Below are 13,313 nucleotides of genomic sequence, written 5' to 3' on the forward strand. Positions count from 1 at the left end.
AGTGTCTAGCTGGCGTCAAAACGGTATCCCTGACCTCGGATGGTCGTAATCACTTCGCCTTCATGTTCTGCCAGTAGCTTTTTACGCAAACGGCCCATTAATACATCGATGGTGTGGCTCTCACGTAGTTCTGCATCAGGATAGAGTTGCAGCATGAGCGTATCTTTGCTGACCACTTTACCGGCATTACGAATAAGGGTCTCGATGATAGTGTATTCAAAGGCTGTCAGTTTAATCTGTTGCTGATTGACACACAACTCTCGGCGCGAGAGGTCAATCTGAAACGGAGGGAATTCAATTACCTGAGATGCTAAACCAATATTGCGGCGCATCAACGCCTGCATCCGTGCGATGACTTCTTCGAGATGAAAGGGCTTAGTCACGTAATCGTCGGCACCTGCTTCCAGCACGGCGACTTTATCTTGCCAGCTTTCCCGTGCCGTGAGCACCAGAATAGGTAAGTTTGTTTGATGACTGCGCCAGCGACGAATAAGACTTAAGCCATCTTCCCCGGGAAGGCCGAGATCAATAATCGCGATATCCGGGGCATGCTCTTGCAAGAAATAGTCTGCTTCTTTAGCATCTTCCGCCGCATCAACCTGATGGCCCATTTCACGCATTTGCACCGTAAGATGGTGACGCAATAAAGCATTATCTTCCACAACCAGAACCCGCATACCACATTCCTCGATAAGACTTAACCGGGTAACTCAATATTACCCGGTAAGTAAACAATTAAAACCAACGACTTAGAAGTTATAACGTAAACCTGCTTGCATTGCTTGATCACTCACTTTCCAGTTATGGTAGGTGTAACCTACTTCCGCTGCAAGGCTCTGTGTTAAGGCGTAGCTCGTCGTAATTCGCGCTTCATGGAATGCCCGGTGGTCATAATTTGCCAGGCGATAAGCAACATCCATACCGATACTTTGCGTGAGTTTGCTCTTAATACCTATTTCACCGGTAGCGCTATTGTAGGTATTGGTTTTTTTACCGTCTTTGCTGGCATCAAATACCATCGCATGGCGGCTGCCACCCACTAAGCTATAAAAATCGATATTAGGTGAAAAAGCAAAGTGGTACCCCAAGCCGAGCACTGCTTGTGCAAGGCCGCGATCGTTATTGGCAATACTGTTCAGGCGGGCATCAATAAAAAGATCATTATCAAATCCATAGCCACCATTCAGATAAATGCCGCCCATCTCGCGATTACCAGTCTGGCTATACTTTTTTTGGTCAAACTGTTTATCAAAACGGGCATTATTGCTGATGGCACCATATTGCAGGCCACCTGCAACATAAGTGTAATCACCCGCTATTGCGGCTGTACAGGTGCCCATCAGGGCGAGAGATAATAAGGTTTGCTTCAACATATAATAATAGCTCCTGCAATTGTAACGTCCTTTTGGCATCGCGGGTATTATCGATGATAACGGCTAAACCGTTGCTAAACAGGGGAGAGTACGCGGGAAAATAAGAGAAATCAGGGGGATAATACAGGTGGCATAGGGCTACCACCTGTATTAGGGATTAAAAAATTACTTTAATTCATCGACCATAGTGGCTGCCCGGCCAATATAATTAGCGGGCGTCATTGCTTTCAACCGGGTTTTTTCTTCTTCCGGTAAGGCAAGGCCATCGATAAATGCCTGCATGCCTGCGGCATCTACCCGCTTGCCACGGGTGAGTTCTTTTAGTTTTTCATACGGTTTTTCAATGCCATAACGGCGCATTACGGTTTGGATCGGCTCAGCCAGAACTTCCCAGTTGTGATCAAGCTCATCCAGTAGGTGCGCTTCGTTGACTTCCAACTTGCTAATGCCTTTCATTGTCGCCTGATAGGCTATCAACGCATAGCCCAAACCAACACCCAAATTACGGAGCACTGTGGAGTCAGTCAGGTCGCGCTGCCAGCGGGAAACCGGTAATTTACTGGCCAGATGTCCGAGCACCGCATTGGACATGCCCAAATTGCCTTCGGAGTTTTCGAAATCAATGGGGTTTACTTTATGGGGCATGGTGCTTGAACCGATTTCACCGGCGATAGTTTTTTGTTTGAAATGATTTAGGGCAACGTAACCCCAAATATCACGGTCAAAATCGATCAGGATAGTATTGAAACGGGCAACACAATCAAACAGTTCGGCAATGTAGTCATGAGGTTCAATTTGCGTGGTGTATGGGTTCCAGTTGATCCCCAGCGACGTGACAAAACTTTCGCTGAACTGATGCCAGTCCACTTCAGGATAAGCAACGATGTGAGCATTATAGTTACCTACTGCACCGTTGATTTTACCCAGAATTTCTACTTGTGACAGTTGACGGAACTGGCGCTCCATACGGTAAGCAACGTTAGCCAGTTCTTTCCCGATGGTTGAAGGTGTGGCTGGCTGACCATGGGTACGGGACAGCAGTGGCAAATCACGGTACTGGTGGGCCAGCGCTTTAATTGAATCAATAATCTGCCGCCACATTGGCAATACCACATCCTGACGGGCGGTTTGCAACATTAAGGCGTGGGATAAGTTATTGATATCTTCTGAAGTACAAGCAAAGTGAATAAATTCTGACACTGCGTGCAATGCCGGAACACTCGCTACTTTTTCTTTCAGGAAATACTCAACAGCTTTCACATCATGATTGGTCGTGCGCTCAATGGTTTTGATGCGCTGTGCATCTTGTTCGTTGAACTGTTGCACGATCTTATCAAGGTAAGCGTTTGCGTCGGCATCAAAAGCCGGAACTTCTTTGATCTCTGCGCAGGCGGCCAGTTTTTGCAGCCAACGTACTTCGACCTGCACGCGGAATTTCAGCAAACCGAATTCGCTAAAGATTGGGCGCAGTGCGCTGACTTTGTCGCCGTAGCGACCATCAATAGGTGAAACGGCGGTCAGTGAGGATAATTCCATCGGTGGCAACTCCAATTACTTTGGTATGGTTCAATTATGAGCAAGAATACTCTGTGCCTGTTTAAAAAGACGATTTCGCGAAAACATTAACTGCAAGCGGCTTCCACCGACTTGTTGCCAAAGCACGGCTGAGCGAATTCCCGCCAGCAGGGCGGCACGAACTTTTGCCTGCACCAGCGTGCTTTGTAAAATAGCGGGTGAACCGGTAACCTGAATGCGTGGGCCGAGAGGGCTGATGACATCAGTATAAATGGATGCCAGTGAACTCATCATTGTTTCTGATTCAAGATCGAAATGTGCCAGTTGGCGATCGAGCTGATTGATTCGGTCACCCAATGTATTCATGGCAGGCTTATTGCCATTGAGCTTGCGTTCTAACACCATTAAGCTGAGGGTATAGCGGGTCAATTCTGCTGCTGGCCCCTGACGATTGGCATTTAAGACCGTTTGCAGCGTCTCCAATCCCATTTTCAGCGATTGCTCATTACCGCCGTACACCGCAAGTGTTGACGGTGGGTCGGTCTGTAGTAGCCCGCCCAAGATGGTGTTCAATGCCTCATTATCGCACTGGCCTTCATGAGCCAGTTGCTGAACCAAGCGAGCGGACTGGCAGATCCCTGCCAGTGCCAGCGTAATGTCATAATAATTCTTCGCCACGGTCACTCCTGTAAACGTTCTGGTTCATTGCTGGGCTGATTTAGTTTGTTACTACGTCAGTCAGTGGATAACGCTCTTCAATGATACCGCCGCCAAGGCAGACTTCACCTTGATAGAATACAGCGGACTGACCCGGTGTTACTGCGGCAACCGGGCTATCGAATCTGACCTCGATACGCTCATCATCCAGCGGGGTGACGGTGCAGGGAATATCCTGCTGACGGTAGCGTGTTTTCACCACACACTGAAAAGCGGCGGTTATCGGTTGACGGTCAACCCAATGCAACTGTTGGGCTATCAGGCCGACTGACATTAACCGTGGATGTTCATGTCCTTGCGCCACGAGCAAGATGTTATTGGCGACATCTTTATCTACCACATACCATGGGTCATCACCGCCATCTTTGGTGCCACCGATACCCAGCCCTTTACGTTGCCCCAAGGTGTGATACATCAACCCCTGATGCTCGCCCATATGCTGACCGTCAACAGTCATGATAGGGCCGGGTTGTGCGGGCAGATAACGCCCCAGGAAATCACGGAATTTGCGCTCACCGATAAAGCAGATGCCGGTGGAGTCTTTTTTCTTGGCGGTGACCAGATCAAGTTGCTCGGCGATACGGCGCACTTCGGGTTTTTCCAGTTCGCCGACCGGGAACAGGCTTTGGGCCAGTTGGTCGTGGCTTAATGTATAGAGGAAGTAACTTTGATCTTTATTGCCATCCAGACCACGTAGTAAACGGCTTTTGCCATCGACATCCTGGCGGCGAACATAGTGGCCAGTGGCAATATAGTCAGCCCCTAAGTCTTCGGCGGCAAACTCAAGGAAAGCTTTAAATTTGATCTCTTTATTACACAGAATATCAGGGTTAGGTGTGCGCCCGGCTTTATATTCTTCCAGGAACAATTCGAACACGTTATCCCAATATTCTGCGGCAAAATTGACGGTGTGCAACTCCATGCCCAGTTTGTCGCATACTGCTTGCGCATCGGCCAAATCGGTCGCTGCTGAGCAATACTCTTCGCCATCATCCTCTTCCCAATTCTTCATGAACAAACCGGCAACTTGGTAACCTTGTTGCTGAAGCAGGTAGGCGGAAACGGAAGAGTCGACACCGCCGGACATACCGACGATTACTTTTTTCTGGCTATTATCTGACATGGGAGTCTCACTAACGTAAATACCTAAGCTTCTGATAGAGACCAAGGCGGATAGCACTATCCGAACACTTTATCGCCACGGGCAAGGCATTATAAAAACAAGCGCCGGATTTTATCACGTTGACCGCTTGGCTGCATTCTAGATTCGCGCTCTCGACGAAATTACCTGAGTAAATCAACGCTACCTTTTATAAAGGCCAGTTAAAAGAACCAACCAGATCAAGGGAATAACGTTCGGGTTGTTGGTAACAGCGGATACTCTCGGCCACTAATGGTGAACGTAAATTGGCTGATTGCAGTATTTCATCAGCAAAGAGCCACCGACAGCAATCAATATCACTATCATGAGGATGGGTGGGTAAGGGGGCCAGCAGTTCAATAACGAAAGCGAAGCGCAAAAATGGGGTCTTGTCCGGGGCTATCCATTGATGCATTCGCAGAAACGATTGCGGTGTGGCGCGAATTCCGGTCTCTTCCCACAACTCTCTCTCTGCGGCTTGCAACAGAGTTTCATCGGCTTCCAAATGTCCAGCCGGTTGATTCCATAGTTTTTTGCCATTAATCGTCTCTTCGACAACTAAGAATTTCCCTTGAGCGTGCACAACACAAGCGACAGTTACATGGGGCTTAAACATGGTTAATCTCCTTCCATTCGCCGGGCTGTAGGTCGGCAAGGCTTAAATTTCCTACACTAAACCGTATCAGACGCAGGGTAGGGAAGCCAATATGGGCCGTCATTCTGCGCACTTGCCGATTACGACCTTCGTAAAGTGTGATCTGTAGCCAGCAGGTGGGACTATTTTTGCGCTCTCTGATCGGGGGCACCCGCGGCCATAGCCACTCAGGTTCATTAACCAACTCAGCCCCTGCGGGTAAGGTAGGGCCATCTTTTAAGGTGACACCACGGCGTAATTGGCCGAGAGCATCATCGCCAGGTATTCCTTCTACTTGTACAAAATAGATTTTACCTGTTTTCTCGCCTGGTTGGGTGAGTTTGGCTTGCAACTTGCCATCATTGGTTAATACCAGTAAACCTTCACTGTCGCGATCGAGTCTGCCTGCGGCATAAACGTCGTTAAAGGGGATAAATTCCTTCAATGTGCTACGGCCAGACTCATCGGTAAATTGTGGCAAGACATCGAAAGGTTTGTTGAATAACAGCACTCTCCTTGGGCCGACAGGCTTTACCCGTTTGGCCGGTGTCTTGGTGCTGAATCGGTTAACTTTGTGATTTTTAACAGAGAATTTATTCATGTTTATTGCGATTCCGAATGATTAGCGCATTATACCTCAATCCGTTTCGGATTGGCGTGGAACGAATATTCAAGTAGTATTGACACGAATCTTACAAGGCATTAACAAAATTGCGCTGAAGGAGAAGGTTGATGGAAAGCAAAGTAGTTGTTCCGGCAGAAGGTAAGAAAATTACTGTCGATGCTCAGGGTAAACTGGTTGTTCCGCATAATCCGATCATTCCATTTATTGAAGGTGATGGTATCGGCGTTGATGTGACCCCTGCCATGATCCACGTGGTAGATGCCGCGGTTAAGAAAGCCTATAAAGGTGAGCGTAAAATCTCCTGGATGGAAATCTACACCGGTGAGAAGTCAACGCATGTTTATGGCAAAGATGTTTGGTTGCCAGAAGAAACATTGGATCTGATTCGTGAGTACCGCGTGGCGATTAAAGGCCCATTGACTACCCCGGTCGGTGGCGGTATTCGTTCGTTGAACGTTGCTTTGCGCCAACAACTTGATCTGTATGTGTGCCTGCGTCCGGTGCGTTATTACGAAGGGACCCCAAGCCCGGTAAAACACCCTGAATTGACCAACATGGTGATTTTCCGCGAAAATGCTGAAGATATCTATGCTGGAATCGAATGGAAAGCCGGTTCACCAGAAGCTGAAAAAGTGATTAAGTTCCTGCGTGAAGAGATGGGTGTGAAGAAAATCCGTTTCCCTGAACAATGCGGTATTGGTATCAAACCTTGTTCAGAAGAAGGGACTAAGCGCTTGGTTCGTGCGGCAATTGAGTATGCAATTACCAACGATCGTGAATCAGTAACTCTGGTTCATAAAGGCAACATTATGAAATTCACCGAAGGTGCCTTTAAAGACTGGGGTTACCAGTTAGCACGTGAGGAATTTGGTGGTGAGCTGATCGATGGCGGTCCTTGGGTTAAAATCAAGAACCCGAATAATGGCAAAGAGATCATTATCAAAGATGTGATTGCTGATGCCTTCCTGCAACAAATTCTGCTGCGTCCTGCTGAATATGATGTTATCGCCTGTATGAACCTGAATGGTGATTACATCTCTGACGCCTTGGCTGCTCAGGTTGGCGGTATCGGTATTGCTCCGGGAGCCAACATTGGTGATGATTGTGCTTTGTTTGAGGCCACTCACGGCACTGCACCAAAATATGCTGGTCAGGATAAAGTGAACCCAGGCTCAATCATTCTGTCCGCAGAAATGATGCTGCGTCACATGGGTTGGTTCGAAGCCGCAGACCTGATTATCAAAGGCACCGAAGGCGCAATTCAGGCCAAGACCGTGACTTATGATTTCGAACGTCTGATGGATGGCGCTAAACTGTTGAAATGTAGTGAATTTGGCGACGCCATTATTCATCACATGTAATTGCGCTATAAGTGCAATATCTCACGGAGGCTCCGGCTTCCGTGATTTTTAAAACCCCACCTAAACGCTCCTGCAAAACTCCTGCAAAACCCCACTGCAAAACAGTCTAGAAAATAACCACAATTAAACGGCTAAAACAGTCCATTCCTTACCTCGATCATCATTGTATTTATCTGTCATTGCCTGATTTTTATGACCGAGTAACGTCTTAGTATCTACCCCTTGCTCTCGATATAATCTTTCTGCTAATGATCTCTGTTCATGGAATGTTGGCGGGGTACCTTCCTTCCATTGCAACCCACTTTTATCTCTTGCCACAGAAAATCCCGTAGTGATTGCATAGCTTGATACTTTGCCACCACGCTTAGCTTTTGATGTTGTGTGGTGGTAATGCAATATATGTGGGCTGACGATTAAATCACGACACCGCGTAATAACATCTTGAAGTGAATAACCTAATACGTCACATCGGATACTAAGTGGAATTGCCAACCTAACACCGGTTTTTTCTTGCACAATATGAAGATGATCGTCCCAAATATCGCTGAACTTCATTTTAGAAATATCCCCTACCCATTCGATGAATAATGATGTCACGCTACGGGTAAATGGCCGCGAGTGGGTAGGGTGGACCTCTGTCTCTATCTCAGCAGGTATCGAGAGATTGGCCCGCGACTTTAATGTAGAGATCACCCGTCAATGGCCTGGTAGTGAAGAGGCTGGACACCTCCAGCCGCGAGTGAAAAAGGGCGATCCGGTCACAGTGTTGATCGGCACTGACTTGGTGGTCACCGGCTATATCGATGCCACACCGGTACGCTATGACGCCCGCTCAGTATCGGTGGGCATTGTCGGTCGCAGTAAAACCGAAGACTTGATCGACTGCGCCGCACTGATAACCCAATTTACCGGCCGCTCTTTTGTCCAGATAGCAACCCAGCTTGCCGCGCCATTTGGTGTGTCCGTAGTTAATGCTGGCGTCGAAAATACGCCCATGCAGGGGTTGCAGGTTGATTACGGCGAAACTGTGGTGGATGTGCTCGATAAAATGATGGGCATTCAGCAAGTGCTGGCCTATGACAATCCAGCCGGTGCGTTGGTCATTGGTCCGGTGGGTGCTTCGCGCACGGTTACCGCGCTGGTACTGGGTGAGAACATCATTTCTTGTGACACGGAACAGAGCATTAAAGACCGTTTTTCTGAATACGTAGTCGCTGGCCAGCGGTCGGGGAATGATGACGATTTCGGCGCGGCAACGACTAATGCGATCCGGGCTAAAACGGTAGACGGTGGGGTAAGTCGCTATCGTCCCATGGTTATCAAGCAGAGCGGTAATGCTACTGGCACCACGGTGATTGAACGCAGTCAGTTTGAAATGCTACGGCGGGCGGCGCGTACCGATGAAGTGACTTACACAGTGCAAGGTTGGCGACAGGGTAACGGCGATTTGTGGTCACCCAATCAACTGGTCACGGTGTTTGATCCGGTACTGGGGTTTAACAACCGCGAAATGTTGATAGCGGAGGTGACTTACAGCAAAAACGAGCAGGGAACAATTACCCAGTTGCGGATCGGCCCACCTGATGCCTATCTACCAAAACCTCCCAACCCCAACAAACGACGCAAGAAAGCCGAAGAGGACGAATTCTAATGAGTAGATTATTCGCGGGTTTGCAGCGCGGGATATCCAATATGTTGGTGCGCGCGGTAGTGCGCCGCCTGGACTCCAGCAGTAAAAACCAGATGCTGCAAATCCAGATGATAGCGGATGAGTTAAAAGACAACATCGAACATCTGGAGCCTTATGGTTTCACCAGCGCCGCACATACTGGCGCGGAAGCGTTTGCCGCTTTTCCAGATGGTGACCGTTCTCACGGCGTGGTGTTGGTGGTTGCTGATCGTCGGTACCGGATTAAAGGGTTAAAGGATGGGGAGGTTGCCATTTATAGCGACGAAGGGGACAGCATTATTCTCAAGCGCGGCAACAAAATAGAGCTGAACACCAAACAGTTTATTGTTAACGCCGAAGAAAAAGCAGTATTCAACACGCCGCTCATTGAAGCTACCGGTGAGATTAAAGCCGTCGGTAACATTGAGTCTGCTGCTGATATTAAAGATAAAACCAGCACCATAGCGACTATGCGTGAGCAGTTCAATTCGCACGATCACCCACATGGCGAACCGAATACTGACAAGCCTAACCAGAAGATGGAGTAACCCATGATCCTGATGGTGAACGGCCAACAACAATCAGTTTCCACCCCAACGGATAGCCTAACCCGCGCGGTGATTATTTTTCTTTTTACCTGGCGCCGCGCTGATCCCGATGATGATTCGGAGCAGCCCATGGGGTGGTGGGGTGATAGCTATCCCACCATACAAAATGACCGTATTGGATCCCGTTTGTACTTACTCCAACGCACCACACTGACCAGTAAAACAGTTGAGCTGGCGCGAGGTTATCTGGAGCAGGCATTGGCCTGGCTAAAAGACGACGGCGTAGTTTCACGAATAACCATCAACGTGCAGCGGCGCGGTACCGAAATACTGACTGCTGAAATAACGCTGTACCGTAACGATGGCAGTTCTCAGTTAATTACCTTCGATGATTTATGGAGTGCACGAAATGGCTGACAGCGGATTTAACCGCCCGACACTTCCCCAACTCATTACCCAAATCCGCAGTGACCTTAATTCTCGATTCCAAACTGATGCCGTTCTTCGCCGTACCGATACCGAGGTTTACAGCCGGGTGCATGCGGCGGCGGTGCATACCGTTTATGGCTATATTGACTATCTGGCCCGCAACCTGTTACCGGATCTGTGTGATGAGGATTGGCTAGCGCGACACGGCAATATGAAACGCTGCCCACGCAAAGAACCCTCAACGGCGACAGGTTTTGTGCGCTGGGAGGGCGTCACCAACGGCATTGAAGTGCCTGCCGGCAGAGTAATTCAACGTGATGATTTGCAGGAGTACACCACCACGGCAGCGGCGACATCTGTTGCGGGTGTTCTGCGGGTGCCGGTGATTTGTTCGGTCGCTGGCACTTTGGGAAATACCGATGATGGTATTGGTATGGTACTGACTCAACCCATTAACGGCCTGCCATCGTCCGCAGCGGCTGACAGCATTGAAGGTGGTACTGATATTGAGCCGGTAGAAGAGTGGCGCGCGCGAGTCATTGAGCGGTGGTATTACACCCCGCAGGGTGGTGCTGATCCTGACTATATTATCTGGGCTAAAGAAGTGCCTGGCGTTACCCGCGCATGGACTTATCGCCACTGGATGGGGGCCGGTACTGTTGGCGTTATGGTAGCCAACAGCAATCTGGAAAATCCAATACCGGATAATGCAGTGGTAACGGCTACGCGCGAGCACATTTTACCATTGGCTCCAGTGGCCGGAGCCAGTCTCTACACCTTTCCGCCGGTTGCCAAAGTGGTGCCGTTCCATATTCGACTCACACCAGATACGCCGGAAGTTCGCTATGCGGTTATAGCGGAGTTGCGCGCCATGTTCATGCGTGATGGTGTCCCCGGTGCAACATTGGATCATTCGCGTATTAGCGAGGCCATCAGTATTGCCACCGGGGAATATAGGCACGTTCTGGTCAGCCCGACCGATGATATACCGCTGGCCGCCACTGAGCTGCCCATTGTGGGAGATTTTACGTGGACCTAACAGATGGCTATGCCCAGCTACTAACAAATCTTCTGCCACGCGGCCCCGCATGGGAGGGTGATGATCCCCTACTGTTGGGGTTGGCTCCGTCATATTCCCGCGTACATCAGCGCGGGGACACTCTGATGGTGGAGATTGACCCGCGCAGTACCACCGAACTGATCGACCGCTACGAGCAACTCACTGGCTTGCCTGATTCCTGTGCGCCAGCAGGCGTACAGACCTTGGCCCAGAGGCAGCAGCGGCTTGATGCAAAGATTAATATCACAGGCGGGATTAACAAAGCGTTCTATCTGGCACAACTGGCGGCATTGGGCTACCCAGATGCCACTATCACCCAGTTTGAAAGTGATGTTTTTCGTTGCACCTCGGCCTGTATTGATTCGCTTTATTCAGAAGAGTGGCGGTACTGGTGGCAGGTCAACATGCCGACCGCCACGCAAATCACCGATATGACCTGCGTCTCGCTGTGTACCGATAGCCTGAGAACGTGGGGTGATACCACGGCTGAGTGCGTCATTAATAAACTCTGCCCATCACACACCTACGTAACTTTCTTATACCCGGAGTAACCCTTTATGCATCGTATTGACACTCCCTCCGCTCAGGTTGATAAATTTGGCGCAGGTAAGAACGGCTTTACCCGTGGCAATCCACAAACCGGTGTACCTTCTACCGCTTTGGATGATGATTACTTTGATGCCATTCAAGAAGAGATAGCTGGAGTTATCGAAAGCACTGGCGCGCCGCTGAATAAAAACAACCGTGCGCAGTTATTAGCCGCTATTAACACCATCATCGCAAATGGGGGGGCTAATTTTCTAAAGAAGACTAACAACCTTTCTGAAATTAAAGACGCTGGCCCGGCTGCGGTTGAACAGACCCTCACTAATATTGGTCTGACGGGGATGGGCATTGGCTTGCCAAGCATGACTGGGATAGATAATTTTGATTTTCAAACATTTGTATTTACATCCGGTGCGAATTACATAGCCTCTTCTACAAATTGGCTAAATGTTCCAACTGAAATTAGTTACCCCGCAGGATTAGCTATTAGCATAAAAGTTGATTATGTAACTGGAACCCAGATTGGGCTTGAGATAAAACCTAGCACTGTAAGCAGCTCAAACTTTAGGGCTTGGTATGTACGGTTGGGCGGTTACCCCGGCTCTCGGACATATACAGCAAGAGAGATCAGAACATCAGCAAACAAAATCCCAGCATCGGGAACTGATGTTGCTACAAATGCGGAAATGCAGGTGGGCACAGCGGATAAGCTGGTTTCGCTGGTTGGGTTAATGAGTGTTTTCGGTAAGAGAACTTTCTCTGAAAATGACTATATTCGCATACCTGATGTGCCAGGCGGATTAATAATCCAATGGATGAAAATCAATAATTTTCCGGCGAACGCATTTCAAACGGTCACACTGCCAACCGCCATGCCACATCAATTGCTTAATGTGGTTTCCACTATGTACTACGGTTCGCTTTCTGCAAGCGCTGAAGCTAACGCGCGCGTTACAGACTTTACATTAACGAGCTTTAGAGCAGCGGCAGGACTATCGTACACAACATCCCAAACCTTTATAGCGATAGGATATTAAGATGAATAATGTCTATTTTTGCGCCGCAACAGCGGGTTTTTACAGTGAACATTTAATAACTGATGGCTCGTATGATGACTCGCTACCCTCTGATGTCGTCGAGCTGACAGTGGAAGAAACCGAAACTTATAAGGGTGTAAATCCACCTGATGGGAAAATGCTTGGTGCCATTGATGGCCGACCTGCGTGGGTGGATTTACCACCACCAACACATGAAGAATTAGTTGCTAGGGCTAATGCCAAAAAGAGCCAGTTAAAAGCTATTGCCGATTCAGAGATTGAATGGCGACAAGATGCCGTTGATGACGGGAACGCCAGCGATAAAGAGATAGCAGCGCTTGCGGCGTGGCGTAAATACCGAGTTGCTTTGATGCGTATTGATACATCAAAGGTGCCGGATATTGAGTGGCCCGGATTGCCAGCATAGGAGCGCCGGGCTTAACCGCCCGGCATTTACTTAATGAATTATAAATCTACCTACCAAATAAGACGACTCTCGCTGGTTTATTATAGCTGATGATTTTTATTAAAAACCAAGCCAGCAAGGTTGTAACAGAGAAACAAACAAGGTTTGAAATAGTATGATTTTCAATGAATGCTAATGTTATTTTTATCGAAAGGTAAATCAATGGACCTTGAATTGCATAAAAAGCCAATG

At 48.7% G+C, this 13,313-nt stretch carries 16 protein-coding genes and 1 pseudogene; 8 read left to right on the plus strand and 9 right to left on the minus strand.

Annotated features, from left to right (window positions below; genetic code table 11):
• Positions 1-5 precede the first annotated feature (5 nt).
• The 7 genes from phoP to rluE all read right to left on the minus strand — a co-directional run bounded on the left by phoP (position 6) and on the right by rluE (position 5,981).
• Complete coding sequence (gene phoP / locus V1952_RS04710) at positions 6-677, minus strand: two-component system response regulator PhoP (protein WP_042569971.1); 672 nt, start codon at positions 675-677, stop codon at positions 6-8.
• A gap of 72 nt (positions 678-749) precedes the next feature.
• Entirely contained in the window at positions 750-1,373 is a 624-nt protein-coding gene (locus V1952_RS04715) for a YPO1635 family putative outer membrane beta-barrel protein (protein ID WP_372559248.1), read from the minus strand.
• A 165-nt stretch (positions 1,374-1,538) separates the two neighbouring features.
• A complete protein-coding gene (purB, locus tag V1952_RS04720; protein ID WP_372559247.1) occupies positions 1,539-2,909 on the minus strand; it encodes an adenylosuccinate lyase in 1,371 nt (456 codons plus the stop codon).
• Between the two features lie 30 nt (positions 2,910-2,939).
• The gene (hflD, locus tag V1952_RS04725) at positions 2,940-3,566 is read right to left on the minus strand and encodes a high frequency lysogenization protein HflD (RefSeq protein ID WP_083158551.1); all 627 of its coding nucleotides are present in this window, start codon (positions 3,564-3,566) and stop codon (positions 2,940-2,942) included.
• A 40-nt stretch (positions 3,567-3,606) separates the two neighbouring features.
• Positions 3,607-4,728, minus strand: a complete 1,122-nt coding sequence (mnmA, locus tag V1952_RS04730; RefSeq protein WP_372559246.1) for a tRNA 2-thiouridine(34) synthase MnmA — start codon at positions 4,726-4,728, stop codon at positions 3,607-3,609.
• Positions 4,729-4,915: 187 nt separating this feature from the next.
• Positions 4,916-5,362: an NUDIX hydrolase gene (locus V1952_RS04735; protein WP_372559245.1), complete on the minus strand. Its 447-nt coding sequence runs from the start codon at positions 5,360-5,362 to the stop codon at positions 4,916-4,918.
• On the minus strand, positions 5,355-5,981 hold the full coding sequence (gene rluE, locus V1952_RS04740) for a 23S rRNA pseudouridine(2457) synthase RluE (protein ID WP_372559244.1): 627 nt from the start codon (positions 5,979-5,981) through the stop codon (positions 5,355-5,357). Before rluE ends, V1952_RS04735 begins: the two co-directional genes overlap by 8 nt.
• Positions 5,982-6,112: 131 nt before the next feature.
• Here rluE and icd point away from each other — a divergent pair, with 131 nt between their 5' ends.
• Entirely contained in the window at positions 6,113-7,366 is a 1,254-nt protein-coding gene (gene icd, locus V1952_RS04745; RefSeq protein ID WP_050310576.1) for an NADP-dependent isocitrate dehydrogenase, read from the plus strand.
• 123 nt (positions 7,367-7,489) lie between these two features.
• Here icd and V1952_RS04750 read toward each other — a convergent pair.
• Positions 7,490-7,939 (minus strand): annotated as a pseudogene (locus V1952_RS04750) (tyrosine-type recombinase/integrase); the annotation flags it as partial.
• 7 nt (positions 7,940-7,946) lie between these two features.
• Between V1952_RS04750 and V1952_RS04755 the strand changes: the two are divergent.
• The 7 genes from V1952_RS04755 to V1952_RS04785 are packed head-to-tail and all read left to right on the plus strand — an operon-like array spanning position 7,947 to position 13,082.
• On the plus strand, positions 7,947-9,017 hold the full coding sequence (locus V1952_RS04755; protein WP_420074383.1) for a phage baseplate assembly protein: 1,071 nt from the start codon (positions 7,947-7,949) through the stop codon (positions 9,015-9,017).
• Complete coding sequence (locus V1952_RS04760; RefSeq protein WP_420074384.1) at positions 9,017-9,583, plus strand: phage baseplate assembly protein V; 567 nt, start codon at positions 9,017-9,019, stop codon at positions 9,581-9,583. The genes V1952_RS04755 and V1952_RS04760 overlap by 1 nt, the downstream gene beginning before the upstream one ends.
• Before the next feature lie 3 nt (positions 9,584-9,586).
• Entirely contained in the window at positions 9,587-10,000 is a 414-nt protein-coding gene (locus V1952_RS04765; RefSeq protein WP_420074385.1) for a phage GP46 family protein, read from the plus strand.
• The gene (locus V1952_RS04770) at positions 9,993-11,051 is read left to right on the plus strand and encodes a baseplate J/gp47 family protein (protein WP_420074386.1); all 1,059 of its coding nucleotides are present in this window, start codon (positions 9,993-9,995) and stop codon (positions 11,049-11,051) included. The genes V1952_RS04765 and V1952_RS04770 overlap by 8 nt, the downstream gene beginning before the upstream one ends.
• Positions 11,042-11,623: a YmfQ family protein gene (locus V1952_RS04775; RefSeq protein WP_420074387.1), complete on the plus strand. Its 582-nt coding sequence runs from the start codon at positions 11,042-11,044 to the stop codon at positions 11,621-11,623. Before V1952_RS04770 ends, V1952_RS04775 begins: the two co-directional genes overlap by 10 nt.
• A 6-nt stretch (positions 11,624-11,629) precedes the next feature.
• Positions 11,630-12,655 (plus strand): gp53-like domain-containing protein, encoded by a 1,026-nt coding sequence (locus tag V1952_RS04780; protein ID WP_420074388.1) that lies wholly within the window; start codon positions 11,630-11,632, stop codon positions 12,653-12,655.
• A 1-nt stretch (position 12,656) separates the two neighbouring features.
• Positions 12,657-13,082 (plus strand): tail fiber assembly protein, encoded by a 426-nt coding sequence (locus V1952_RS04785; RefSeq protein ID WP_420074389.1) that lies wholly within the window; start codon positions 12,657-12,659, stop codon positions 13,080-13,082.
• A gap of 46 nt (positions 13,083-13,128) precedes the next feature.
• Here V1952_RS04785 and V1952_RS04790 read toward each other — a convergent pair.
• On the minus strand, positions 13,129-13,313 hold a 185-nt coding region (locus tag V1952_RS04790), incomplete at its 5' end, for a hypothetical protein (protein ID WP_420074390.1).

Source organism: Yersinia sp. 2542 StPb PI (assembly GCF_048593855.1).
In the GTDB taxonomy this organism is placed as follows: Bacteria; Pseudomonadota; Gammaproteobacteria; order Enterobacterales; family Enterobacteriaceae; genus Yersinia; species Yersinia enterocolitica_E.